The following is a 25,031-nucleotide window of genomic DNA, read 5'->3' as shown; positions in this document are numbered from 1 at the left end:
AAATAATCGTGTGGTGGGCAATTTGCACATCTACACATCTAAAATTTGCACATCGTAAAGAATGGCTAATTTAAAAGAAGTAAGAAACAGGATCAAGTCTGTATCATCAACCCAGCAGATCACCAAAGCCATGAAAATGGTTTCGGCTGCTAAGTTGAAACGTGCTACCAACGCTATTATTCAGCTGCGCCCTTATGCCAACAAGCTAAAGGACCTGCTGGCTAACCTATCTGCAAGTTTGGAAGATAATACTTCACCATACCTGCAGGAGCGCGAGCCGGTACGTGTGTTGGTAGTTGTGGTATCATCAAACCGTGGTTTGGCCGGTGCTTTTAACGCTAACGTTATTAAAATGGCTAACAACCTTATTGCCGAGAAATATTCAAAGCAACTTGCCGCCGGTGATGTTTCGATAGTTGCTATAGGTAAAAAAAGCCAGGAGTTTTATCAAAGGCGTAAGTACAACGTAATTGGTAACAATAACGACCTGTACCTTAACCTTAACTTCGAAAATGCTTCAAAAATTACCGAAAGCATTATGCAGGGCTTTGTTAACGGCGATTACGACCGCGTGGAACTGGTGTATAACCATTTCCGCAACGCGGCTGTACAATACCAGGTAGCAGAGCAGTTATTGCCGGTGCCTAAACCTGAAAAGAAGGAAGAAGTAAAGGCAGCTAATGTTGATTACATCCTTGAGCCATCACAACAGGAAATAGTTGAGCAACTGATACCTAAAAATATCAAAATTCAACTGTATCGCGCTGTATTGGATTCAAACGCATCTGAACACGGCGCCCGTATGACAGCAATGGATAAAGCAACCGAAAATGCCGGTGAGCTTTTGAAATCATTAAAGCTTTCATACAACCAGGCCCGCCAGGCAGCCATCACTACCGAGCTTACCGAGATTGTGAGTGGTGCAGCAGCCCTTTCAGGCGGTAACTAAGTTTAACCGTATTTTTATATTGAAAAGGCTTTCCGGGAGGGAGGCCTTTTTTGTTGGGTTACAATTCAATTTTGAGTATCGGATGATTCCGTGGAGATATATCATAGTTAATTAATATATTTGTTTTAACGAAACCTTACCACATGAAATTCGAAAGCCTTGCTGCGTTTTTACTTTTATGCTTTATTATATACGGCTGTTCAAAAAAGAATAATCCAACACCGCAAATTCCTGCGCCAACATCAGTTACTATTTCAAATTTTACTATCCCATCTAAATATATTGATGACGTTGACTTTACCATTTTAGCCCCGGGTAGCAACAGTAACGCTGACTTTTCATATATCAGCGATGATCCTGCTGTTGCCACTGTAAAAGGTAATACAATACATATCACAGGCGTGGGTACAGTAAATATAACGGTTACACAGACTGCTACAAAAAACTACACTGCTGCTTCGGCAAAAACTACTTTTACTGTGTTGCCCAATATTTACATAGCCGGAAGTAGTTACGTGACTGCGGATGGTAATTTGTCGGGAGTATATTGGAAGAATGGGAATATTAATTATCTGGAAGGGCACGGGTTAGGAACAGATATTTTTGTGCAAGGTAAAGATGTCTATGTGGCAGGTTCAATTAGTGATATCGGGGCTTATTACAAGCCAGGATATTGGAGGAACGGAGTCAAGCATTTGCTTTCAAATGGGAGTGGCGAAACTTCAGCCATTGCTGTATCCGGAACCGATGTTTATGTTGTCGGGACAACTTTCAGCGAGTTAGACCCTAATGATATACACCCAACAGTTTGGAAAAATGGAAATATCATGACCTTACCTAATCCCTTGGATATTAACGGGAAAGCTGTACCAAAGGGGGTAATAGTATATAATAACAAGGTGTATATATTCGGCAAAACAATTGGATCAAATGGCACCGGTAGCTCGCCTATAGTTTGGAATGGTGACGGATCGGTTTTTATGTTATCTAAGGAAAAAATTGTTTATAGTGTCAATTCCTTGTTTTTTCAGGGAAATGACTTATTTATGTGCGGTTCAATATATACCAATAATCATTATCTGGTTTATTGGAAAAACGATGTAGCAAATTCTATAATTAATGCAAGTGCAAATGAGGATGCTTATAGTTCAATGACAGTTGTTGGATCTGATGTGTATATTACTGGAACTGATTTGGCTAAAGGAACCTATACAGCTGCATACTGGAAGAATGGACTTCAAACGGAATTAGCACAAAATGCAATGGCGATGGAAATTGCATCGCAAGGAAAGGACATCTATATTGTGGGGGCAAGTTATTTAAGTTATAATTATTATGACTATATTCCTGTGTATTGGCTTAATGGCAATCTTATTAAATTATCTGGGCCTAAAGGAACAAATGCAACCTCAATAGCAATTATTGATCATAAATAATTTGAATTGGGTTTTAATATTACAGCGTTCATTATTTATTTGACACAAATCTTTTTCTTAAAATCCGAACACTGGTCGAAGTCTGACGATAACATAACTCCGTTCCAAAATAGAGTGAACATTCATGAAAATTATATTAACAAATTGGATTAACCTTTTAGGTGTTTTTGGAAGCGTATTCCTGTTTGCGGTTGTCTTGACTTTAACTCATGCCAACTTATCTTACAATATTTTTCAGGCCATCGTTGTTGGTGTGTTTTCTGTTATCGGTTATGGATTAATGTTTTGGGCCTTTTTTATAGTTGCATTAGTTGTGTTGGACTTGATACTAATAATTCCTAACAGGAATAATCTTAAATTAAAGTTAATAGCAGAATGGCTGATCATTAGCAGTCCATTTATTTATTGGACGATTGAATATGGTGAATGGATATTTGCAGTTGGAATAGTGTCTTTTTTTATAGCACAATTACTGCGGGAAAAACGTATTTTGAAAAAGAAGTTTTAGTAACAGTTGCTGATAGAAGGTTTGTGATAGGGTAACTTTGCCCCATATAAGTCTACTTAGCACCCTCAAGCAAACCTGATACAACCCGATGAAACGCCACCGGATTTTGCAACGGTCCGCCATGACTTACATTTGGAATGATGATCAATTTTGCCGAAGGGATAAGCTCTGATAATTCTTTAAAATGTCCGGCTTTAATAAACTGTTCGTACTGCCCGCAGGCAATAGCGGTTGGGGCTTTAATTGTTTTAAGGTCTGCTGGGTTTAAATCTGGTTCGGTACTGTACATTTTGCCTAATGCGGCTTTCAGTTTGCCAAAGTCATCAGGCGTTGGGGAGAGTCTTCGGTAGTTTGCCGCTGCCCTGGCCATGAAACGTTTTGCCAACGATGTGTCAGACGGTTCATCTTTATAGCCCGAAAGGTTATAATTTGAGCCGAAAGTGAAAAGTTTGTTTATCCGTTCAGGATAGTGAATAGCCAGGACCATTCCTATAATCCCGCCATCGCTCCAGCCTACAATAGATGTTTTATTTATTTTGAGGTAATTCATTAACTGCAACACATCCGAAGACATTAAATTGTAAGTAAGCGGTAATGACCCCAAAGTGCTTCGTCCGTGGCCACGGCTGTCAACTACGATCACCTTGTGTTTTTTTGATAAGAGCGGGACTTCAAAACCCCACTCGTCCGAACTAACGAATGCGCCATGTAACAGTATTACCGGATCTTTCCCGTGTTCATTATAAATTGCATAGTAAAGATTAATGTTGTTCACCGGTGCCAGACCGCTTTCGTCGGCCTTTGGCATAGGGGGCGGCTCAGGCAATGTTTTCCAGAGCGGTAAAGCAGATTGTCCAAAAGCGCATGTCGTTAGCAATGTAAAAAGTAACGATAGTTTTAATGATATTTTCATCTTAATTAATCAATCTTAGGTTGAAGGTTATGATTACAAATAAACTTAAATAGAAAATGAAAAAACATCGGGAATGTTGCAATTCCTTTTGATTTTGTTGCATTACGGCTGCCGTAAGCCTCCCGGCTTGTGGCAGCATGCAATTTATACACTTGCTGTTCAAAGCAATTTTTTGTGTCTGAAACCGGAATTTATCGAATTAAAGAATTTCTGAAATTTGCTTATCAATCCTGCCAATCCTTTAATCCCATAAATCATGGTTCAGAAAAATTACCGCTCAGGGTTACCTCTTGCCATTCTCCGGTGTCAATGTATACCAAAGAAAATTAAACAGTTATGAAAACAAAATTATTCCTGGCGTTGCTGGCGGGCGTATTGCTGCTGGGCGCATGTGGGCGTAGTTCAAAGTACGAACAACTGAGAGAAGACAAAGCATCTGCTGCTGATACGGTGACGGTCAGTGCGGATAGTGCTTCGGTAGAAAAATCTCCCACCAAGCTGGGATAATCTCAGATGAGGCCGGGAATTACTCCCAAATAATTAGTTATAAATTGGGATACTGTCTATGGCTGTTGAGTGGAGGAATAATGATTGTTGGTAGTATATTAGTTTTCTATCGTTCAAGGTTTAGTGTCAATATAACTTCTACCAAAACAGAACTATGAAAATTATATTAACAACTTCCAATTTATTGGTAAAATTCGTTGCCATACATATCAACCCGGCAAACTCGTCCGTTTAATTTTGCGATTGCAGTGCCGTCACGTAATATATCACTGTTCTCTATAAAGCGATCATATTTTGTCGGGATTATTATTTTACCCTGAAGATTCGCCACCCCAAACTTATTGTCTTTTTTAATAATAAGATATCCGCTATCAAATACAGCGTCTGTGAAATTGTAAATTTGTAATATTTTGCCCTTGGTATCTATTAAACCGGATTTACCATCCTGTTTAAAAAAGAATACCCCATCTACCGGACGCAGATCATCGTAAACTGCATTGAGAACAGGACTGCCTGACAAGTTTAATATTCCATATTTCCCTGCTTTGTATGTGATTATATAATTCCCTATGCGATTCAAATGTTGGTATTCTGCAGGTATAATAAATTTCCCATCTTTGTTTATCATTCCTTCAGCGTAGTTAGCAATTTGAACTATTGCCATGCCTTTATTGAACGGATAAATATTTTTAAACATGGGCTGAACAATTACATTGCCGTAATCATCGGCCATGCCATGCAAGTTATCTTTCATCAAATCTATATAGCTTCCTAATATTGGTCGGCCGATTTTAGTATAGTCTAAGTTGAGTAATACTTTACCGTTAGTATCAATCAAACCGCTTAGTTTACTATTGGTAACCACCAAGGAATGGCCCCCACCTAAACCTTCTATTCTGTCGAAAGTTGGTGGTATAACTATTTTTCCTTGTTTGTTCGCGATGCCTTGTTTTCGATTCAAACTTATGATCAATAAGTTCTCAGAAGCTGAACAGGAGAAGCAACTTTTGATATAATCATAAGTTGGGGCAAGTATTTCCTTGAAATTTCTATCCATCAAGCCCATTTTGTGATCATTACCATAAATTTGATAGATAGATGGTGGGTTATCGCCACTGCCACCAAAGTCTTCAATATCCTCATAGGTAGGTTTAAGCAAAACTGTGCCATTCGTTTTTGCTACACCCGTTTTTCCATCTTGCTTGATGTACAAAATGCCGCCATGGTTAGTCCAGGTAATGCCATCGTAAATAATAGGCAGCCCTTGTTTGTGTGTTGTTTTATTACGGGTACCTATTTTATGGTTTTCGAATATGCTCTCATATTGCTCTTTCGAATCGTTGCCGGACCCAGCTATCGGGATGTCACTGGATGGGGATCCGGAAGTTGAAGGGGGGATGTTATAGTAAGGTTTTAAGGTTTTAACATCAAAAAGCTCACCTTTGGTATTAATACGAATCTCCTGGCCATTTTTGATGGCTGTTGCAGCCATAATAACTGGTTTTCTCAAAATAGTATCAAAAGCACTCACCAACGAGTAGCCTTTTTCTTTGATTACCTGATGAAATTTGGGATCGGCGATATAGCCCCTGTTATCGACTAAAAATGTTTGGGCAGCTGTATTAGTTATATTAAGGAAGCATAATATAGCGGAAAGAAGAAGGCTTATTAGAAATTTTGATTTTTTTAACGATAAAGTTGGAGAATACAACATGAGATTTGTTGAAGTTTAAGGTTGGTGCAAAGTAATACATATTTATTATAGTACAATAAACTTGTGACTATATATGATTACACTTATGTTTTTTGATTTTACCTTTTGGGTCGAAGTTTAACGATAGCGCTTCGTCTTAAAATAAAGCAAGCATTCTGCTTGCGTAGCATTTTCAACTTTCCTCACAAACCTCCATCGTCAAAATCAACCTAATCCAACAAAAATCACTCGCCAGGGTTACCTCCTGCCATTCTCCGGTATCAATGTATACCAAAGAAAATTAAACAGTTATGAAAACAAAATTATTCCTGGCGTTGCTGGCGGGCGTATTGCTGCTGGGCGCATGTAAAGGCTCAAACTATGAAGCCATTCGTGATGAAAAGGCTGTATCAAAAACCGACGCTGCGTTGGCCAATGCGGATAGTACCTCGTTAGAAACAACATCCACCAAACTGGTAAAAACTGCTGATATGCGCTTTAAAGTAAAAAGCGTTCAGCAAACCGGCGATGCCATTGCCGCACTTACCGCCAGGAGCAACGGCATGGTGATGCACCACCAAATGCAGGCCAATATTGAAAAGAGCGAAGATATCCGCATCAGCAATGATTCGGTTAAGCGGGTTTCGGCTTTTAGCACCAATGCCGATATGACCGTGCGTATACCTTCAGACAAGCTGGAGGATTACATGACCGAAGTAGCCCACATGGGTATGTACGTTACCATGCGTAAAATGGATATTGAAGACCGAACGCTCGATTATCTTTCGGAAAAGCTAAAACTCAAAAACCGGCAGGAACTGGTAGCTCAGCAAAAACAAGGCAAGGTGATCATCAAAAATCCCGTTAACGTAATGCTGCTGAAGGATGATATGGTTGACCAGCAAATTGGCAACATGCGTACCGATGCCGAAGTTAAATACAGCACCGTAACCCTAAGCTTTTACCAAAGCAATACCATTGTACAGGAAACCATTGCCAATGACGATCCTTCGGCTTACCAACTGCCTTTCTTTAAGCGTTTGGCCATAGCCCTGAGCAACGGCTGGGCGCTGTTTATTGAGTTTATGCTGGGCATGGCCAACATCTGGGTATTTATCGTGCTGGCGGTAGCTTTATGGATGCTGTACCGCTATTACAGGCGTAAACACCCTGCATGGTTTGTAAGCGGTATAAAATCATAAAAACTTTATCGCTTTTTCAGTAAACATTTCTATTTTTGCGCAAACATTAAAAATCGGTACCATGGAATCAATGGAAAATGCTAACGCAGAAGGTCACTACAAATTATTAACTGTAGCTATAATTATCGGTATAGTAGGCGTGTACCTGCGTTTTGCCGGCGATGTTAACTCAGGCTTCATGTATACATCTATTTCAAATGTTATCCTGATCATTGGTATCCTGATCGCGTTGAAATGTGTTTTCTCAATTATGAAGTAAAACCCTTAAACAGGGAAATGATATAAAAAAAGCGCCTTCCATTTTGAAGGCGCTTTTTTTGTGCTTTTTATTTGGGATGATACGCCGATTCGTTCAGGAGCTTTTGAGCATCCTTGTCGGCCATCAGCTGAGGTAAAGTAACATCAGGGTGCTTATCCATATATTTTTTTACTATTTGCCAGCCTGTCCAAACAGCAAGCTTCGGGGCCGATTCATTCTTTTCGCCAAGCCCGGGGGTGAAAGGGGCTTCTGTAAGGTATTTCTGAATTTTCTGGTAATCGGTTTCGTACAGCAGGTTCTGTTCTAAAAAATATCCCCAGATCTTGCCTTCAAAATCATGGCACCATTTTAATTGTTCGGTAGTATAGCGGATCTTGGTGCTATCGGCCACATCGGGCAGTACCCTGTCCATAAAGTACATGATCTTGCCGTTATAGATCATTTTATTAAGCAGTGCCTTATCATTATCATCTTCGGGGAACATATCCTCACGGGCCATCCCTTCAACTACCCGCGGCGTAATATTATCAGGGCCAAACCATTTGGACAGGTAATGAGGAAAGGCATTGGTAAGGGATGGGTAAAAGCGCGAATCGGCACCCAGGAAAAGATCTATCCCCACTCCAAAATAACCATCGCCAATAGTAGTTTGCGCCTGGAAGCCCGAAATGTAGGCATATACCCGCGGCAGGCGTTTTTGCGGGTAATAATATTTAATGTGCTTAAATGCTTCGGTAAGGCTGGCATTCTGCTGATCCATATTGGGGAAGGCGGCATCGGCATCATGTTTCAGGTCGTTATAGGCTTTGCCGGCAAACACCTGTTGCAGTACTTTAAAATAAGTGGTATCCTTAGTACTGCCAACCTGTAAAATGCGTTCAATAAAATCGGGATAAAAGTTGCCGTACTGTTTTTGCAGGTATGCGGCCTGTAAAGCCATTGGTTTACTGCGCATGGCATCAAAATCATGATCAAACCGTTCAATCTTAACTTCGAGATTGATATTGCTTACATCAATTTTTTTGTTGCGGGTACAGGCGCTTAATATCAGGCCGATGGAAAAAATTAAGTAAATTTGCTTTGCTATATACCGGGTAGGGTTCATCTTTATCCTTTAAGGCAAAAGTAATTTTATTTGCATTAATGTTGCTACTATTGTTAAGTCAATAGTCTGTAGTCTTGAGTCGCAAGTCTTGTTTTTTCGACTTCATACTAAAGACTTGCGACTTAAGACTAAATATACATATACTATGAAAATCGCGTTAGCACAGCTCAACTATCACGTAGGTAATTTTGAATCGAACACCAATAAAATCATCGATCATATCATCAAGGCAAAAAATCATGGGGCCGACCTGGTTGTATTTGCCGAACTATGTGTTTGCGGCTACCCTTCGCGCGATTTTTTAGAGTTTGATGAATTTATAGGTTTGTGCGATGAAGCCGCCAAAAAGATAGCTGCAGTATGTGTGGATATAGCATGTATCATAGGCCTGCCAACCCCTAACCACAAAACCGAAGGTAAAGACCTGAGCAATTCGGCTTATTTTATTGAGAATGGTAAGGTGAAGGCCGTGGTAAACAAAGCCCTGCTACCTAATTACGATGTGTTTGATGAGTACCGCTACTTTGAGCCTTCAACCGACTTTAGCTGCATTGAGTTTAAAGGCAAACGCATTGCCCTTACCATTTGTGAGGACTTGTGGAATACTATTGAGAACCCGCTGTACGTTACCCGCCCCATGGATACTCTGATCCATCAGGACCCGCATGTAATGATCAATATAGCGGCGTCACCTTTTGCGTATAACCATGATGAAGAGCGTATCGAGATTTTGAGTGACAATGCCAGTCGTTATAAGCTGCCTTTGCTGTATGTAAACCATGTGGGCGCTCAAACTGAGCTGATATTTGACGGAGGTTCGCTGGTGTTTGATAATACCGGTAAACTGATTGACGAAATGCCTTATTTTGAGGAGAGCATCGCCTATTACACATTGAATGATGATAATACATTAAGCTTTGACCATCCTACCACTATAAAAGCCGAACGCCCCGGCGATATCGAACAGATTTACCAGGGGATAATCCTTGGCATCCGCGATTATTTTTATAAATCGGGCTTTAAGCAGGCAATTTTAGGTTTATCAGGTGGGATTGATTCGGCTGTGGTGTGTGCTTTAGCCGCTGAGGCGCTCGGCGCGCAAAATGTGATGGCCGTATTGCTTCCTTCTCGTTTTTCAACCGATCATTCATTAAAAGATGCGCAGGATTTGGTTGATAACCTTGGTTGTAAGCATGAGATAGTTCCTATTAAAAGCATTACCGAAGCATTTGAAACAGCTTTGAACCCTCAGTTTGATGGTTTGCCTTTTAATATTGCAGAGGAAAACATCCAGTCGCGCAGCAGGGCTGTTTTATTAATGGCGATGTGCAATAAGTTTGGTTACATTTTATTGAACACCAGTAACAAGAGCGAGGCTGCTGTTGGCTACGGAACTTTATATGGCGATATGTGCGGTGGTATTTCCGTTATCGGCGATGTTTACAAAACCCAGGTATTTGATTTAGCAAGATATATTAACCGCGATAAGGAGATCATCCCGATCAACTCTATCGTTAAACCGCCATCGGCCGAGTTAAGGCCCGACCAAAAGGATACCGATTCGTTGCCCGAATATGATGTGCTCGACAAGATCCTGGCCGAGTATATCGAAAACCGCTGCTCATCGGCCGAGATTATCAGGATGGGTTATGATGAAGCAACCGTTCGCCGGGTAATTAAGCTTACCAATTCGGCCGAGCATAAGCGTTACCAAACCCCGCCTATTTTAAGGGTATCGCCAAAAGCATTTGGCATGGGGCGCAGGATGCCAATTGTGGGAAAATACCTGTCGTAACGGCTAAATTTTCACTCTTTAATTATCAAATGCACGAATGTTGTAAAGCAAGGCTTGTTTTGTTTTAGTTAAGGCTGATTTTTCTTAAAATTGCCTATCTTTCAAACCAATGAATAAACTTTACACAATTATTTCCTTTTGCTTTTTGCTGTCATTTGCAGCAGTGGGCGCAATGGCCCAGCAGCCTTTAATCAGCGAAAAAAGCAGGGTTCAGCTTAATGATATTTCACAGCAATCGCTCACGAGCTATAAAGCATCACATGACAAGGCAGTATCATTGGCAGCAACACACGGCTGGACATTATCCCGCCGTACGAAAAATGGCAATCTGATCACCCTGCAGGGTGTAAATAAATTAGGCTTTCCTATCTATCTTATAACACATAATAATACAACGGCGGCAGCAACCACCGGTACCAATACTTTGCAGCCCGGTGGCTCACTGGGCTTAAATTTATCAGGCTCATCAGACTTTTTGACAAACAAGCTGGCCATATGGGATGGCGGCGCAGTTTACAAAGCCCACCAGGAGTTTGCAGGTAAAACCATCACCCTAAAAACAACCGAACCGGTAAATGACCATTCATCGCATGTGGCCGGTACCATGATAGCCAAAGGTATTTATGCGCCGGCTAAGGGCATGTCTTTCGGGGCTACCACATTGTTATCATATGATTTCAATAATGACGAAACCACCATGAGCGCCGCCGCTGCCAATCTCCTGTTATCAAATCACTCCTATGGGATAGTAGCGGGGTGGGATTATAACGATTCGGCCGGCCGGTGGGAATGGAATGGTTTACCGGGTGATACGGTAGATTATAACTTTGGTTTCTACGATGCGAAAACGGCTAACTGGGATAAAATAGCTTATACTGCCCCATATTACCTCATTATTGAATCGGCAGGTAATGAGCGGTCAAGCAACGGCCCTGCAATTGGGGAAACCTATTACGGTTACAAAAGTAAAACTGATCAAACTTTTGTGAGCAAGGGTGCCCGCCCGGCAGGTATCAGTAATAATGATGGTTATGATATTATCAGCACAAGCGGCAATGCCAAAAATATTCTTACTGTAGGAGCAGTTTATCCGCTTCCTTATGGGCCTAAGGTAAGAGAGAATGTAGTTATAGCGCCCTTCAGCAGCTGGGGGCCGACGGATGATGGCCGGATCAAACCGGATATTGTTGGCGATGGCATAAACGTGCTTTCGGTTGGTGTTGATAATACCACATCATACCTTACTTTATCAGGTACCTCAATGGCCGCCCCTAACGTTACCGGCTCGCTTTATTTACTGCAGGAGTATTATGCCAAACAAAACGGCGGGGCATTCATGCGATCGGCCACTTTGAAAGGACTGGTTTGCCATACCGCCTTTGATGCCGGTAATGTTGGCCCCGATTATGTTTATGGCTGGGGACTGCTTAACATGGCCGAGGCTGCACAGGCCTTAACCGATAATGGCGGCAAGAGCATCGTAAGTGAAAAAACACTCACACAGGGACAAACACAAACTTATAACGTAATAGCATCCGGCAACCGCTTACTGGCCGCAACTATATCATGGACCGATCCGCAAGGCACGGCAACTGCCGAAGGGGTAATTAACAGTCGTACCCCCAAATTAGTAAACGATCTTGACATCAGGGTGAGCGATGGTACAACAACTTTTATGCCCTGGGTGCTTAACCCGGAGACACCCGGTTTTGCTGCCACTAAGGGCGATAATATAAGGGATAATATCGAACAGGTATACATTCCCAATTCGGTTCCCGGCAGGGCTTACACCATTACAGTATCGCATAAGGGCACCTTATCATCAGGCTCGCAGGCTTACTCGCTTATTGTAACAGGAGTTGGCGGCACTACTTATTGTGCTTCGGCTCCGCTTTCAAATGCTGATTCGAGAATTGATAATTTTAAACTGGCTAATATTGATAACAGCCCTGCTGCGGGCTGTACAAACTATTCGGACTATACCGGCCTCACCGCGCAGCTTGAGCAAGCCAAAACATACCCATTAAGCATTACCCTTGGCACTTGCGGCAATAATTTTAATAAAGCTGCAAAAGTATTTATCGACTGGAATGCAAACGGTGTTTTTGAAGATAATGAGCTGGCGGCAACAACGGGCATCATTAATGGCACAGGTACTTATAATACCAATATCACCGTGCCGGGAACAGTAGTTGCCGGTGCTTACAGCCTGATGCGGGTTGTGCTTACCGAAACTGGCGATGCCTCAACCATTAAGGCCTGCGGAAGCTATGCCAAAGGCGAAACCCAGGATTACCGGGTGCAGTTTCTGCAAACCAGTATCGACGCGGGCGTTATTGCAATAGTTAGCCCAGGCAGCAGCGGTTCATGCTCGGCAAGTACACCTGTTACGATAAGACTTAAAAACTTTGGTAACGCGGCTATAAGCAATATCCCGGTTACAGTTACTATTACGGATGCCAATAACGTTACCACTACCTACAACGAAACCTATAAGGCCACACTGCCTGCATTGGCCGAGGATAATTTTACCTTTAGCCAGGAGTTTAACGCTGTTGCAGGCGCCTCTTATACCATTACCGCAACCAGTAAACTTACCGGCGACCCGGTTAGCAGCAATAACTCGGTAACGGCCAATGTGGTGATCAATTCGCCGGCAACCATTGGCGATCTGAGCGCTTATTATTGCACTACTACCCAACAGTACGAGTTATTTGCTAACGGTGATGGGACTGTGCTGTGGTACCAAAATGCAGCTGATGATTTACCGGTAGCCGCCGGAAGCGAAGCGGTAACAACCCAGGCGCCGGTGAACAACACCTACTATGCGGGCGTTAACGACTTTAAGGGCTCTGTTGGGCCTGCCACTAAAAGCACGTTTACAGCAGGCGGTTATAACCAGTTTACCCCCTACATAACTGTAAATACCAAAGTGCCGGTATTGATAAAAAGTGCACGACTTTACATTGGCAATTCGGGCAAGATAACATTTAACGTAGCCAACGGAAACGGACAAATTGTATCAACAACCTCTATAAATGCAGTTGCAACCCGTACAACGCCGCTGGCCGGCGCGCAGCCCGATGATCCTAACGATCAGGGGCAGGTATATGAACTCAACCTATCGTTACCGGCCGCGGGTGATTACCAGATTTCCGTTGATTTTGCCGATCAGGCCACCATATACCGCAGCAATGGAGGTGTAACAGGTTACCCGTTCAAAATCGGTAATATATTTAGCATTACCGGCAACAGCGCTACCGCAACTAACGGCGATACCACCGCCTACAAAGGCTACTATTATTACTTTTATGATATGAAGGTGCAAAGCCTGGGCTGTGCATCTGCTGCACGTAAAGCAGTTACGTTAAGTAAGCCGGTTGTTACCCAAACCAATAACACCCTTAACTCAAACTTTACCGACGGTAACCAGTGGTTGTTAAATGGCAATGTAATAAGCGGGGCTACTGCAGCAACGTATAACCCGGTACAAAGCGGTAAATACCAGGTGCAGGTTACCCTGGCTAATGGCTGCGTTGCACAATCTGATAATTATGTTTATGCACGCGAAGGCAGTAATACCGGAAATAAAAATGAAATTGGGTTGAGCGTGTTCCCGGTACCGGTAAGTACCAATTTAAATGTGGTGTTTGCAGCTAAAGAAGCCACCACGATGAAGCTATCGCTAATTAATGCCTTAGGGGAAGCCGTTTACCAGGGCGGGCAGCAAAATATTGACCAGGGTAATTACAGTACTATTTTGAATGTAAGCAGGCAAACGCCGGGAGTGTATGTGTTGAAGGTATTGCTTGGACAGAAGATCTATTCGCAAAAAGTTATCATCACCCGTTAGCAGGTGATGATAGCTCTTATAATTTTTTAGAAAGTATATTTTATGCCCAGTCCGGGTGCGATGTCAAAAAATGGGCCTCTTGCCAGTTCAAGTCGCGGATTAAGGTCAAGGCTGATAGCAATTGGAGCCGAAGGAATAACATATTCCAAACCGATAACAGCATCAGCACCTATCAGGATGTGTTTGCCGTTATAGTATTCGTCATCGCCGCCAAAACGTTTGTAATAGCCGCTGCCTACCGAACCAAGGTGACCGCCAAAGCCATAGTAAAAGCTCAGTTTATCAACGTTAAATGCTTGCTGGTTTAATTCATATAAGCCGGTTAATACAGCACCATGGTCGCGGATGCCTAAAATACCCTCAAGCGCCGTGCCTTTATCCATAAAGTATTTGATAGAGGGGCCAACCTCGTATGCGCCAAATTTTAAACCTACTGCTGTTTTATAGTCCTGGGCCTGTGATTTTTTGCTGATAAGTAAAAGGGAAACGGAAAGTAATAAAAGGTATGTTAATTTTTTCATGCAGATGAATTTAATGATTGACAATAATGTAGCTGTAACAAAAAAGTGACCAGCTTGTTTAGCTCAATTTGAGCTTTTATATTTCATGCAAATAAACGGCAGAATTGCCTTTTTATGGTATTTGCTTACAAAAAACATGGTGCTTTGCTTTGTATTTTGCTGGTTATCAGCAGGAAAGAATGGTTTGTGATTGTTAAATTAAGTAGGCAAATAAGTTAAATTAGTGAAAATTAAATTGCTGTAATGAGTATAAACTACCTCAGAATAAATAATCCGAAATGCCTGATCCTGTTTTTATCTGTATTGATTTTTGCCTTTGCGGGATGCGCTCCGGGGCAGCTGGGCTTAAATAACAGCGGCCAATATCGCAATGGAATGGTGGTTTGCGCATATCCTGACGCAGCCCAGGTTGGGCTTGATATATTGAAAAAAGGAGGTAATGCGGTTGATGCTGCTGTTGCGGTTCAATTTGCTTTGACAGTTACTTTACCCGAGGCCGGGAACATAGGCGGCGGCGGCTTTATGGTTTACCGTGCCGGCGATGGCAAAACAAGTACGCTCGATTTTAGGGAGAAGGGCCCGGCGGCGGCCAATGCTAACATGTACCTTGATTCGGCCGGTAATGTAGTACCCGATATGAGTTTGTATACCCACAAAGCCTCGGGCGTGCCCGGATCAGTTGACGGCATGGTTGAAGCCCATCGTAAATATGGCAAACTGAAATGGGCCGATCTGGTGCAGCCCGCCATTAACCTGGCCCGTAATGGTTTTAAGATCACCAAACATTTGGCCAGTGATCTGAACCGTACAGCAGAACAATTTAAAAAGCTAAATCCCGGTAAAAACTATTTGGTAAAGGATGGGGAATGGAAAGAAGGGGATTTGCTGGTACAGGAAGATCTTGCCAAAACATTTGAACAGATTCGTGATAAAGGCCGTGAGGGTTTTTATGATGGCCCGGTTGCCGATTTAATAATTACCGAAATGAAACAGGGTGATGGCCTCATCACCAAAGCCGATCTCAAAAATTATCATGCCGTTTGGCGCGATGCACTTGTTGGAAAGTATAAGGATTATAAGATCATCACCATGCCTCCGCCTTCAAGCGGGGGGATAGCCCTGTTGCAGTTGTTGAAATCGGTTGAGCCTTATCCGTTTAAACAATGGGGCTATAACCAGGATTCAACCATCAGGCTTATAGTGGAGGCAGAGCGCCGGGTGTATGCCGATCGTTCTAAATACCTTGGCGATCCTGATTTTTATAAAGTGCCGGTTGATAGCCTGCTTAAACCGGCTTACATCACATCGCGTATGAAAACCTTTAGCTGGGATGCGGCTACGCCAAGTACAAGTATCCAGCCAGGCTCATTTATCGGCCATGAAAGCGATCAAACTACCCATTACTCTATTGTTGACAGGGACGGCAATGCGGTATCAATCACCACTACATTGAACGATACCTTCGGCGCAAGGATTTTTGTTAACGGGGCTGGTTTCCTGCTTAATAACGAAATGGATGATTTTAGCTCTAAACCCGGTGTACCAAATATGTACGGGCTCATAGGCGGTAAAGCTAACAGTATTCAGCCTGGTAAGCGGATGTTATCGTCCATGACACCCACTATTGTTGAAAAGGATGGCAAGCTGTTTATGGTAGTAGGTACTCCCGGTGGTTCAACTATTATTACCTCAGTTTTCCAAACCATACTCAATGTAATTGAATTTAACAAGAGCATGCAGCAGGCCGTCGCTTCAAAACGTTTCCACAGCCAATGGCTGCCCGATGAGGTAACTATTGAAAAAGATGGTGTGGACAGCCTTACCATGAACAAGCTGCAAAGCAAAGGATATAAGATCATGATCAGGCAATCCATCGGCAGGGTTGACGCCATCCTTAAAACCAAATGGGGCTACTACGAAGGCGGTGCCGACCCGAGGGGGGATGATACGAAGGTAGGTTTTTAAGTTTGCAGTGTGCGGTTTACAGTTTGCAGTAGATAATAATCTATCCTGCTTTTAGTGACTGCAAGCCGCTCACTGTAAACTGCCAACTAAAATTTGCGTAATCAATAAGCATTTCTTACGTTTGGTGTGCATGCATAATAATGTAAAACACCAGGAAACTATTGACTATTTTATAAAAATAGTATGGCAAACCATGGCTAACCGCTACAACCAGTTAGTTACAGAGTTTGGCTTTACACAATCAATAGGTTACCTGCTCATTAATATCGACGAAAAGGAAGGCACCACCGTATCGCAGGCTGCTGCTTTGCTGGGGCTTAAATCAACCAGCTTGTCGCGCATGCTCAATCAGCTTGAAACTATTGGTCTCATATACCGCGAAAGTAACGAGGGTGATAAGCGTTCGGTTAAAATCTATCTTACCCCGCTGGGTAAAGAAAAACGCCACCAGGCCCGTGTAATAGTAAGGCAGTTCAATAATTACCTGGATGCCAACATCAGCGAAGCCGATAAACTCCATCTCATTGAAACCCTCAAAAAGCTGAATAAGCTTACGGTTAATTATAAGCCGTAAACAGGCATTTGCGCAACGCTTCATTTTATACGAGAAATATCAAAAAGAACAGTCATTGCGAGGTACGAAGCAATCCCCGATAAGCAGAGCGGCGACGTAAAGTTTGGGATTGCTTTGTACTTCGCAATGACGGGAGGGAAACCTTATCAATTTTGACATGCAATAAATGACCTCCCCAGTCACACTTTTACTTAAAATTGAACGTTTTACCTTCAAAATATCCCTTATGGAGTGTTTTAAACGGTGCCTGCTTTTTATTAATTGTTAAAAAGTGTTAAGCTGCCGTTTTTCTATTTTAAAAGAATAAATTTGCCCTTTGAATTAATGAACAGGATACTGATAGTTTTATTGCTTTTAGGCGTTATTGCAGGCGGTTGTGTAAAATCATCTGTTAGCCCCTTAGTACAATATAACAAGCAAAAAGAAATTGATGATAATCTCATCAAAGATTACCTGGCTGCCAATAGTACGTTGAAAGCTAAACGTGTAGATACAACGGGTGTTTTTTACATTGTGAACGATGGGGAAGAGGGGACCGGCAATGTGCTTTACACTAATTCAACACAGGTTACAGTTGGGTATACCGGCAAAATACTAACATCGGGTTTTGTATTTGCGCAAACGGATCAGTTTCACCCCAGCTATATATTGGGAAGTGTAATTAAAGGCTGGCAGTTAGGCATCCCGCAGATCAGACCGGGAGGTAAGGTGCGGCTGCTGATCCCATCGCGTTATGCTTACGGGCCATATGCACAGGATTCGATACATTTGCCGGCAAATTCGGTACTTGATTTTCAAATTCAGCTGTATAATGTAACCAATTAACAAAGCCGGATAAAACGGATAATATAGGCCAGGAAAGCAAAAAGCTTTTGGCGGTTAAAAAAGACAAATTATAATAAATGAAACAAACAATTTTTACGCTCTTAGTACTTATCTCTATAGGCCTTATATCATGCCGGAAAGACAGGAATGATCCTGACATTAAGCAATACGACGATACCCAGATAAAGAATTACATAGCAGCAAACAGCATTACAGGGATGCTTCGCGATACTACAGGTGGTGATACAACCGGTATTTACTACAAGATCCTTTCACAAGGCCGCGGTACACCAATGGATTATTCAGACCAGATCTCCTTTGTGTTTACTATCCGCACGCTCGACGGTAAGTTTATATCTGTTGATTCATTAAACCAGAACCACTATTACGGCTTTTTAGGCCATGTTAGTAACTCGTTGCCCAAAGGCTTGCAGACAGCTATCCACAACCTGATAAAATATAAAGGTACATCGGCAAGGGTTATCATACCATCACATTTGGCTTATGGGGTTAACGGTTATGGATCGGGCAGTTCAAGTAATGCCAATACCCATATCGGCGGTAATCAAAGTTTGGATTATTATATTAATGTGGTTTCAAACCAGGAGCTTTATGATGATGCCATCATTAATAATTATATCAAAGCAAAAGGCCTTACCGGGTTTACCAAAACGGCCGATGGCGTGTATATAAAAGTGGCTACGCCGGGTACCGGTACTGATCAAATCAATGCCGACTCCTATATAACCTGTACCTATTCGGGCAAGTATTTAAATGATACGGTATTTGACAGCACTTCTTTGCAAGGCGCAACCTCTTCATCTTTTACAGTTAACGCTTTAGCTATGGGTGTGCAGGAAGGTTTGACAAATCAAACAGCAGGATCCGCGGTATCCATAATAATACCTTCACGGTTTGGTTATGGCACCGCAGGCAGCGGCACATCTATAGCTGCAAACGTGGTGCTTTATTTTGATTTTACAATAGCTACGGTTAGTAACTAATATTACTTATTTAATCAGCGCTTTTTTAAACGTTGCTAAACACCTGTCGCGTGCGGCAGTATGATCAACAATGGGTTTTGGATATTTGCTGAAGTCGGCATATTCCGGAACCCATTTTTTTATGTATTGAAGTTCCGGGTCAAACTTTTTGGTTTGGGCATCGGGATTAAAGATCCTGAAGTACGGTGCGGCATCGGTACCCGAACCCGCCGCCCACTGCCAGCCTCCAACATTACTGGCCATTTCATAATCGAGGAGCTTACGGGCAAAATACCGTTCGCCCCAGCGCCAGTCAATCAGCAGGTCTTTACTTAAAAAACTGGCTACAATCATGCGTACGCGGTTGTGCATAAAACCGGTTGTATTTAATTCGCGCATGCCTGCGTCAATAATCGGGAAGCCGGTTTGCCCATTGCACCAGGCTTCAAACTGTTTTTCATCGTTGATCCATTGTATGCGGTCGTACTCCGGCCGGAAAGCATGGTCCATGGTATGTGGAAAATGATACAGTATCATCATGTAAAACTCGCGCCATATCAACTCATTAAGCCAGGTTTTATCATGATAGCTGTAAGCGGTACTTGCCAGCTCACGGATACTTACCGTACCGAAGCGTAAATGCATTCCAATGTGCGATGTGCCTTTTACAGCAGGAAAATCGCGCCGTTCCTTGTAATCTTTAATGACACTTTCATAGCCTTTATCCGGCAGGGGCATACCGCTTTTTATAAAGCCCAGATCTTTTAATGCCGGTACTGGGAATGATTCTGTTTGGAGGAAATTATGAAAGTATTTTTTAGTGGGATAAGCTTCTAAATAAAATGGCTTTAGGTTACTGTACCATTTACGCTGATATGGTGTGTAAACGGTATATGGTTTGCCATCGTCCTTCACCACCTCATCCTTTTCAAATATTACCTGGTCTTTATAGGTTTTAAAGGGGATGTTGTGTTTGGCAAGCTTGGTGCGTACCTCATCATCCCGTTTGGTGGCATATGGCTCGTAATCATGGTTGGTATAAACTCCGGTTATATTATATTCTTTGATGAGCTTATCCCAGGCATGTGCAGCTTTATCATGTAATATGAGCAGACTGCTACTGTGTTTATGAAGCCGGGCGCTTAAATCTTCAATGGTTTGATGGATAAACGTAACCCGGGCATCGTCTTTATCTTCCAGTTTATCAAGGATCTCCTTATCAAAAATAAAAACGGGCAAAACCGGATTGCCGCTTTTGAGGGCCTGGTAAAGCCCTGCATTATCATCAAGCCGCAAATCCCGGCGGAACCAGAATAAGGTTACAGGTGTTTTATCATCCATAAATTTCAGTTAGCGCCGAATCGATATCTGCGTATTTAAACTTAAACCCGGCACCTTCAATTTTTTGTGCCGATACTTTGGTACTGCCTAATACAATGCTACTCATTTCGCCCAATAAAAGTTTAATAACAAAGCCCGGCACATCTGGCGCCCATAATGGTTTATGTAGTTGTTTGGCAACAGCCCGGGTGAGCTGCTTATTGGTAACCGGGTTTGGGGCAACCATATTGTAAACGCCCTTAAGATCTTTATTTTCGATGCCCAGGAGGTACATATCTACCACATCCTGCCAGTGGATCCACGGCACCCATTGTTTACCACTGCCAATTGGGGAGCCAATAAATAATTTAACCGGCTTCGCAAGCGTCGGTAATGCCCCGCCATCTTTATCCAAAACCACGCCGGTACGGAATTTCAAAATCCGCGCACCGAGTTTTTCGCCTTCATCAACAGCCGCTTCCCATAACACACAACATTGAGATATGAAATCGCCGGTAGGGGTGCTGGTTTCAAACATCAGCTCATCGCCCCGGTCACTATAGTAACCGATTCCCGATGCAGAAATTATTGATGTAACCTGGTGCTGTTTGCGTTTCAACAAGTCATACACCAGTTCAATTGATTTTACGCGACTATCTATCAGGTCCTTTTTGCGGGCATCCGTCCACCGTTTTTCGGCAATGCCCGAACCGGCCAGATGTACTATGGTATCAACCCCATCAATGCAATGATCATTAATAATGCCTTTGTTAATATCCCATACAAAGGTTTTAACCCTGGCATCATTCCCCGCCTTGCGGCTTAAATAACTTACGGTATATCCCTTAGCCAATAAAGCTTTGGTAAGATGGGTGCCTAATAATCCCGATCCGCCGGTTAATAGTATACTTCTCATGTTTTATAGGTTCATTAGTTCACTGGTCATTAGTTCATTAGTGGCAATGCGGATATCAGCAGAAGGCACCAATGAACCATTGAACCAGTGAACATTACTCTTTGTAATTAACAATTTCCCTTGCCATGCCATTAAATATAACCAGGTGAAAGGGCCACATGGCATACCAGTAAAGGCGGCCCCACAGGCCATTGGGCCTAAAGGTAGCTACCTGGCTTAAACTTTGCTTGCCCTGGCGTTCAATTATTTTAAATTCGAGCCATGCTTCTCCCGGCAGTTTCATTTCGGCATAAAGGAGCAGGCGTTTGTTTTCACGGTCGGCCAGTAAAACGCGCCAAAAATCAATTACATCACCCGGACTTATATTAATATTACTGGTGCGCCCCCGGCGTGAACCAACCCCACCGAAGATCTTATCCAGGAAGCCGCGGATGTTCCAGATCCAGTCCCAGTAATACCAGCCGCGGTTACCGCCTATGGAGAGTACATTAGTGAACACCTCATTGGCCGGGCGTTCAAATGGCATCTTTACTTTGTACTCCTGCGTGCCGTTTTGGGGCACTTTGATCTGATCCATAAAGCCGGGATTTAGATAACCCTGGTTAAAAGCATCCTTCCAGCTTGATACAATGGAGTTTTGCTCTATTTTAACAAAGGCAAGCTCCAGGCATTCCTCATAAGTTAGGCATTTGCGGGAAACTACATCATCAATGCTGTGATTATGCATAATGGTTTCGTTCTTCATGCTGTTCACCAGGCTTTGGGCCAGGGTATAGCTGGTTGAAGTAACAAAGTACAGCCAGTATGATGATATTTTGGGAGAGAGGAAAGGTATGGTAATAATATACCTTTTCAGCTTACGTACTTTGGCATAGCCAAGCAGCATCTCCCGGAAGGTAAGGATATCCGGCCCGCCAATGTCAAAAGTTTTATTGAAAGATTTTTCGTTTAGCAACACACCTTCCAAGTAGCCCAGCACATCGCGGATGCCGATTGGCTGGCATTTGGTATTAACCCATTTGGGTACAGTCATGACAGGCAGCTTTTCGGTAAGGTCACGAATGATCTCGAACGAGGCGCTGCCCGATCCAATGATAATGGCTGCACGCAAAACGGTTAATGCTGCTTTACCCTCTTTCAGCACATCCTCTACATGCCGCCGTGATTCCAAATGGCGCGACAAATTGCCATCGTTAGTGATTCCGCTCAAAAAAATGGTTTGCCTGCAATTGGTTTTATCCAGCGCGTGAATAAAGTTATAGGCCGATAAAGCTTCGAGCGCCCCAAAATCCTGAGCTTGCGCCATGGAATGTACCAGGTAATAAGCCGCGTCGAGATCTTCAGGAAAAGCTTCTATTTTTGATTCTTTGAGCAGATCACCCGTTATAAGGGTAACCTGCTTACTAAAATCACTGTGTTCATGGAAACGGCGCTTATCCCGAACAAGGCAAATTACGTCATGCCCTTTCTCCAGTAAAACCGGGATAAGCCGCGTACCTATGTAGCCGTTTGCACCTGCAAGCAAAACCTTCATGCTTAGTGAAACAACAAAAAAGTCAGGCGGTTTTACAATCCCAATTTAAATCCAAGGCCGTAAAACCTGCGGTTGTCGGTAATATTAGATGTTTTGTTTTGCCATATATTGCGGCCATTGGCAAATACCTCAAGATTTTTAAATTGTGTGGTTTTAATGTTATAGCCAAAATAGATATTCTGTAAAGCAAACGAGTGTTTGCTTTGGTCGGTTGTAGTTGAATTATAAGTTGCATAAGGATTGGCATAGTCCCCGCTGCCCATTTTGTATAAAACATCAAGGCCTGCAAAAATATGCTCAATCTCAAGGCGGTTAACCCAGCCGCCCGTCCATACATTATCGCCCAGTGCAATGTCGCCGGTGCCTATGTTTGTACGTTGTTTAATATTGGTAGTGTTAAGCCCTGTAATGAAACGGGTAGATGCTTTATTAATAATATTAAAGTTTATACCAATGCGGTTGCGTGTATACTTTGAATCGGCATACCCTAAAGTAGTTATGGAGCCGTTAGGGCCATCAGGTACATAGTATAGTACGGGAACCACAAGGCCTCCGCGCTCAAAGTTGTAATTAACGGATACCAGGGCCGAAAGGTTAATATCAGCACCGGCTACGTAAATATTAAAAGCCTTTAGAGTGTTGTAATATGTTGATGGATAGTAGTTTATAAGATATGCATAGCCGGCGCCAAATGGGCTATTAGATGCGTTGCCAAAAGTTAAACCATTCAGGTGTTCGCCATCGGTCTGCAAAAGCAGGTTTTGTTTTGAATAAGAGCCATATAGTTTGATGCCAACAGCATTGATACCTGCCAGTGATGAAACGTTAACCGATGCTGAAGCATAGGGGAAAATCCGTTTAAAGTCGGTATTATTTGCTGCAGGCAGGTTCTTTTTTGAATCTAATACCGCTACGAAGCCACCCTGTACATTAATACTGTTTTTGAATGCAAGGCTTAGTGACGGCGTTAATAAGTAATCTTTACGCTTATAATACGTGCTGCTGGCAGAAGCTGAATTATTACTGGGCTGATCAATATTTAGCAGGTCGGGGCCATAATAGGTAGTAGATGTTGCATGGTTGGCAAGCGAATCGCGTGTATAACGATAGGTGAAATCAACAGACGGCTCAATATTGAAATTGCCGATGATTTTTTGATAGCTTAAATTATCACGAAGCAATAACACATTTTTACGGTCGATATTATTTGAGCTGTTATTGACCCGTTGAAAATTGCCCTGGCCAACGCTGCCCGTAGCTACATAATTATCGTTCTCGGTGTAGTTGTAATGGTTATATGCTGCAGATAAGCTGTTTTTGAGACCTTTTATTAGCTGTGAGTTTAACCTGATACCACCATTAAAAAGATTTTGTATGGTGTGTTCTGCTATACTTGCCTGGCTTTGGTAAGTGGGGTCACTACTATTATACAGATTGGCGTTATCATAATTAAAATGTGTATCCTGAGGTACGTAGGTTGCTGTGGCGCTAAGCGTATTGTTTGCGCCCAGTTTAACATCGGCATAACCATTAAATTTAAACCTGTCAAAATTTAAGGGTGTTTTAATATTAATTTGCTGCGTTGTTGAAAAAGGGGAAACATCTCTTAAATAGGTAGCAGAAATACCTGCATTAACAATATCTGTGTTTGTATAGCCCGACAGGTAATACTGATGATAAACATTGGTGGGATTTTTGGTTTTTTTGACATCTGTATCGTTCCGTTCGCTTACAAGGTTGGTTTGCCCGGCCGCTTCAATGCCCGATTTGCCCGGCCTGTTACGTTTGGTTTTTATGAGTACCATTTGCTGCTGTGCTAAAGCACCACTTACTTGTGCTGCGGCATTTTGTACCAGTGTTACCTCTTCAATATCATTAATGTTATAAGCATTTACATCATTGATGATATTGCCGTCAACCACATATACCGCGTAGCCGCTATTGGTATAAATGCCATAAAACCATACATTAAGTGCATCGCTTATATTAGAAAAAGGCTGGCGTTGCAAGTCGGCACCTTTTATGGTGATGCTTTGTGTGAGATTTTTATTTACGCGCACTCGGCCCAGATCATAATGTGAAGTATCGGTTTGTGAGTAAGCTTTTGAAAATGAAAGGCATACCGCCAGTGCAATAAGGTAGGTTAATCGTGAATACATGAATAGGTTAAAAA

20 protein-coding genes are annotated in these 25,031 nt (G+C 42.5%); 12 read left to right on the top strand and 8 right to left on the bottom strand.

Translation table 11 applies throughout. From position 1 onward, the window contains the following. Positions 1-61 precede the first annotated feature (61 nt). From atpG to ACFFGT_RS16485, 3 genes are all read left to right on the top strand, one after another. On the top strand, positions 62-949 hold the full coding sequence (atpG, locus tag ACFFGT_RS16495; protein WP_377023625.1) for an ATP synthase F1 subunit gamma: 888 nt from the start codon (positions 62-64) through the stop codon (positions 947-949). A 143-nt stretch (positions 950-1,092) separates the two neighbouring features. Next, positions 1,093-2,385 carry a hypothetical protein gene (locus ACFFGT_RS16490; protein ID WP_377023624.1) on the top strand — a complete coding sequence of 431 codons (1,293 nt, stop codon included), beginning with the start codon at positions 1,093-1,095 and terminating at the stop codon, positions 2,383-2,385. 124 nt (positions 2,386-2,509) lie between these two features. After that, on the top strand, positions 2,510-2,893 hold the full coding sequence (locus ACFFGT_RS16485) for a hypothetical protein (protein ID WP_377023623.1): 384 nt from the start codon (positions 2,510-2,512) through the stop codon (positions 2,891-2,893). 52 nt (positions 2,894-2,945) lie between these two features. On the opposite strand, the gene ACFFGT_RS16480 is transcribed toward ACFFGT_RS16485, so the two are convergent. After that, entirely contained in the window at positions 2,946-3,806 is an 861-nt protein-coding gene (locus ACFFGT_RS16480; RefSeq protein WP_377023622.1) for an alpha/beta fold hydrolase, read from the bottom strand. Between the two features lie 336 nt (positions 3,807-4,142). Between ACFFGT_RS16480 and ACFFGT_RS16475 the strand changes: the two genes are divergently transcribed. Continuing rightward, positions 4,143-4,313, top strand: a complete 171-nt coding sequence (locus ACFFGT_RS16475) for a hypothetical protein (protein ID WP_377023621.1) — start codon at positions 4,143-4,145, stop codon at positions 4,311-4,313. A 181-nt stretch (positions 4,314-4,494) separates the two neighbouring features. Here ACFFGT_RS16475 and ACFFGT_RS16470 read toward each other — a convergent pair whose 3' ends face one another. Beyond that, positions 4,495-6,027, bottom strand: a complete 1,533-nt coding sequence (locus tag ACFFGT_RS16470) for a WG repeat-containing protein (RefSeq protein ID WP_377023620.1) — start codon at positions 6,025-6,027, stop codon at positions 4,495-4,497. A gap of 290 nt (positions 6,028-6,317) precedes the next feature. On the opposite strand from ACFFGT_RS16470, the gene ACFFGT_RS16465 reads away from it, so the two are divergent. Then, positions 6,318-7,208 carry a DUF4349 domain-containing protein gene (locus tag ACFFGT_RS16465; protein WP_377023619.1) on the top strand — a complete coding sequence of 297 codons (891 nt, stop codon included), beginning with the start codon at positions 6,318-6,320 and terminating at the stop codon, positions 7,206-7,208. Between the two features lie 61 nt (positions 7,209-7,269). Further along, positions 7,270-7,467, top strand: coding sequence for a hypothetical protein (locus tag ACFFGT_RS16460; protein ID WP_377023618.1), 198 nt, complete (start codon positions 7,270-7,272; stop codon positions 7,465-7,467). Positions 7,468-7,534: 67 nt separating this feature from the next. Here ACFFGT_RS16460 and gldB read toward each other — a convergent pair whose 3' ends face one another. Further along, positions 7,535-8,572 carry a gliding motility lipoprotein GldB gene (gene gldB, locus ACFFGT_RS16455; RefSeq protein WP_377023617.1) on the bottom strand — a complete coding sequence of 346 codons (1,038 nt, stop codon included), beginning with the start codon at positions 8,570-8,572 and terminating at the stop codon, positions 7,535-7,537. A gap of 145 nt (positions 8,573-8,717) precedes the next feature. On the opposite strand from gldB, the gene ACFFGT_RS16450 reads away from it, so the two are divergent. Both ACFFGT_RS16450 and ACFFGT_RS16445 read left to right on the top strand, forming a co-directional pair. Further along, complete coding sequence (locus ACFFGT_RS16450; protein ID WP_377023616.1) at positions 8,718-10,367, top strand: NAD+ synthase; 1,650 nt, start codon at positions 8,718-8,720, stop codon at positions 10,365-10,367. A 109-nt stretch (positions 10,368-10,476) separates the two neighbouring features. Further along, complete coding sequence (locus ACFFGT_RS16445; RefSeq protein ID WP_377023615.1) at positions 10,477-14,220, top strand: S8 family serine peptidase; 3,744 nt, start codon at positions 10,477-10,479, stop codon at positions 14,218-14,220. 26 nt (positions 14,221-14,246) lie between these two features. Here the strand turns inward: ACFFGT_RS16445 and ACFFGT_RS16440 are convergent, their stop codons facing one another. After that, on the bottom strand, positions 14,247-14,741 hold the full coding sequence (locus tag ACFFGT_RS16440) for a hypothetical protein (protein ID WP_377023614.1): 495 nt from the start codon (positions 14,739-14,741) through the stop codon (positions 14,247-14,249). Between the two features lie 243 nt (positions 14,742-14,984). Between ACFFGT_RS16440 and ggt the strand changes: the two genes are divergently transcribed. The 4 genes from ggt (at position 14,985) to ACFFGT_RS16420 (ending at position 19,109) form a co-directional block, all read left to right on the top strand. Then, complete coding sequence (ggt, locus tag ACFFGT_RS16435) at positions 14,985-16,706, top strand: gamma-glutamyltransferase (RefSeq protein ID WP_377023613.1); 1,722 nt, start codon at positions 14,985-14,987, stop codon at positions 16,704-16,706. A gap of 130 nt (positions 16,707-16,836) precedes the next feature. Next, positions 16,837-17,280, top strand: a complete 444-nt coding sequence (locus ACFFGT_RS16430) for a MarR family winged helix-turn-helix transcriptional regulator (protein ID WP_377023612.1) — start codon at positions 16,837-16,839, stop codon at positions 17,278-17,280. A 324-nt stretch (positions 17,281-17,604) separates the two neighbouring features. Continuing rightward, positions 17,605-18,105: an FKBP-type peptidyl-prolyl cis-trans isomerase gene (locus tag ACFFGT_RS16425; RefSeq protein WP_377023611.1), complete on the top strand. Its 501-nt coding sequence runs from the start codon at positions 17,605-17,607 to the stop codon at positions 18,103-18,105. 77 nt (positions 18,106-18,182) lie between these two features. Then, complete coding sequence (locus tag ACFFGT_RS16420) at positions 18,183-19,109, top strand: FKBP-type peptidyl-prolyl cis-trans isomerase (protein WP_377023610.1); 927 nt, start codon at positions 18,183-18,185, stop codon at positions 19,107-19,109. 6 nt (positions 19,110-19,115) lie between these two features. Here the strand turns inward: ACFFGT_RS16420 and ACFFGT_RS16415 are convergent, their stop codons facing one another. The 4 genes from ACFFGT_RS16415 to ACFFGT_RS16400 all read right to left on the bottom strand — a co-directional run bounded on the left by ACFFGT_RS16415 (position 19,116) and on the right by ACFFGT_RS16400 (position 25,017). Next, positions 19,116-20,429 (bottom strand): cryptochrome/photolyase family protein, encoded by a 1,314-nt coding sequence (locus ACFFGT_RS16415; RefSeq protein ID WP_377023609.1) that lies wholly within the window; start codon positions 20,427-20,429, stop codon positions 19,116-19,118. Beyond that, positions 20,422-21,324: a TIGR01777 family oxidoreductase gene (locus ACFFGT_RS16410; protein WP_377023608.1), complete on the bottom strand. Its 903-nt coding sequence runs from the start codon at positions 21,322-21,324 to the stop codon at positions 20,422-20,424. The genes ACFFGT_RS16415 and ACFFGT_RS16410 overlap by 8 nt, the downstream gene beginning before the upstream one ends. Before the next feature lie 94 nt (positions 21,325-21,418). Next, positions 21,419-22,858, bottom strand: a complete 1,440-nt coding sequence (locus ACFFGT_RS16405) for an SDR family oxidoreductase (RefSeq protein ID WP_377023607.1) — start codon at positions 22,856-22,858, stop codon at positions 21,419-21,421. Between the two features lie 32 nt (positions 22,859-22,890). Continuing rightward, the gene (locus ACFFGT_RS16400; protein WP_377023606.1) at positions 22,891-25,017 is read right to left on the bottom strand and encodes a hypothetical protein; all 2,127 of its coding nucleotides are present in this window, start codon (positions 25,015-25,017) and stop codon (positions 22,891-22,893) included. Positions 25,018-25,031 lie beyond the last annotated feature (14 nt).

Origin of the sequence: Mucilaginibacter angelicae (assembly GCF_042434235.1) — a bacterium.
GTDB classification, from domain to species: domain Bacteria; phylum Bacteroidota; class Bacteroidia; order Sphingobacteriales; family Sphingobacteriaceae; genus Mucilaginibacter; species Mucilaginibacter angelicae.
The sequence above is the reverse complement of the archived record's forward strand: the minus strand, read 5'-3'. Positions and strand labels throughout refer to the sequence as shown.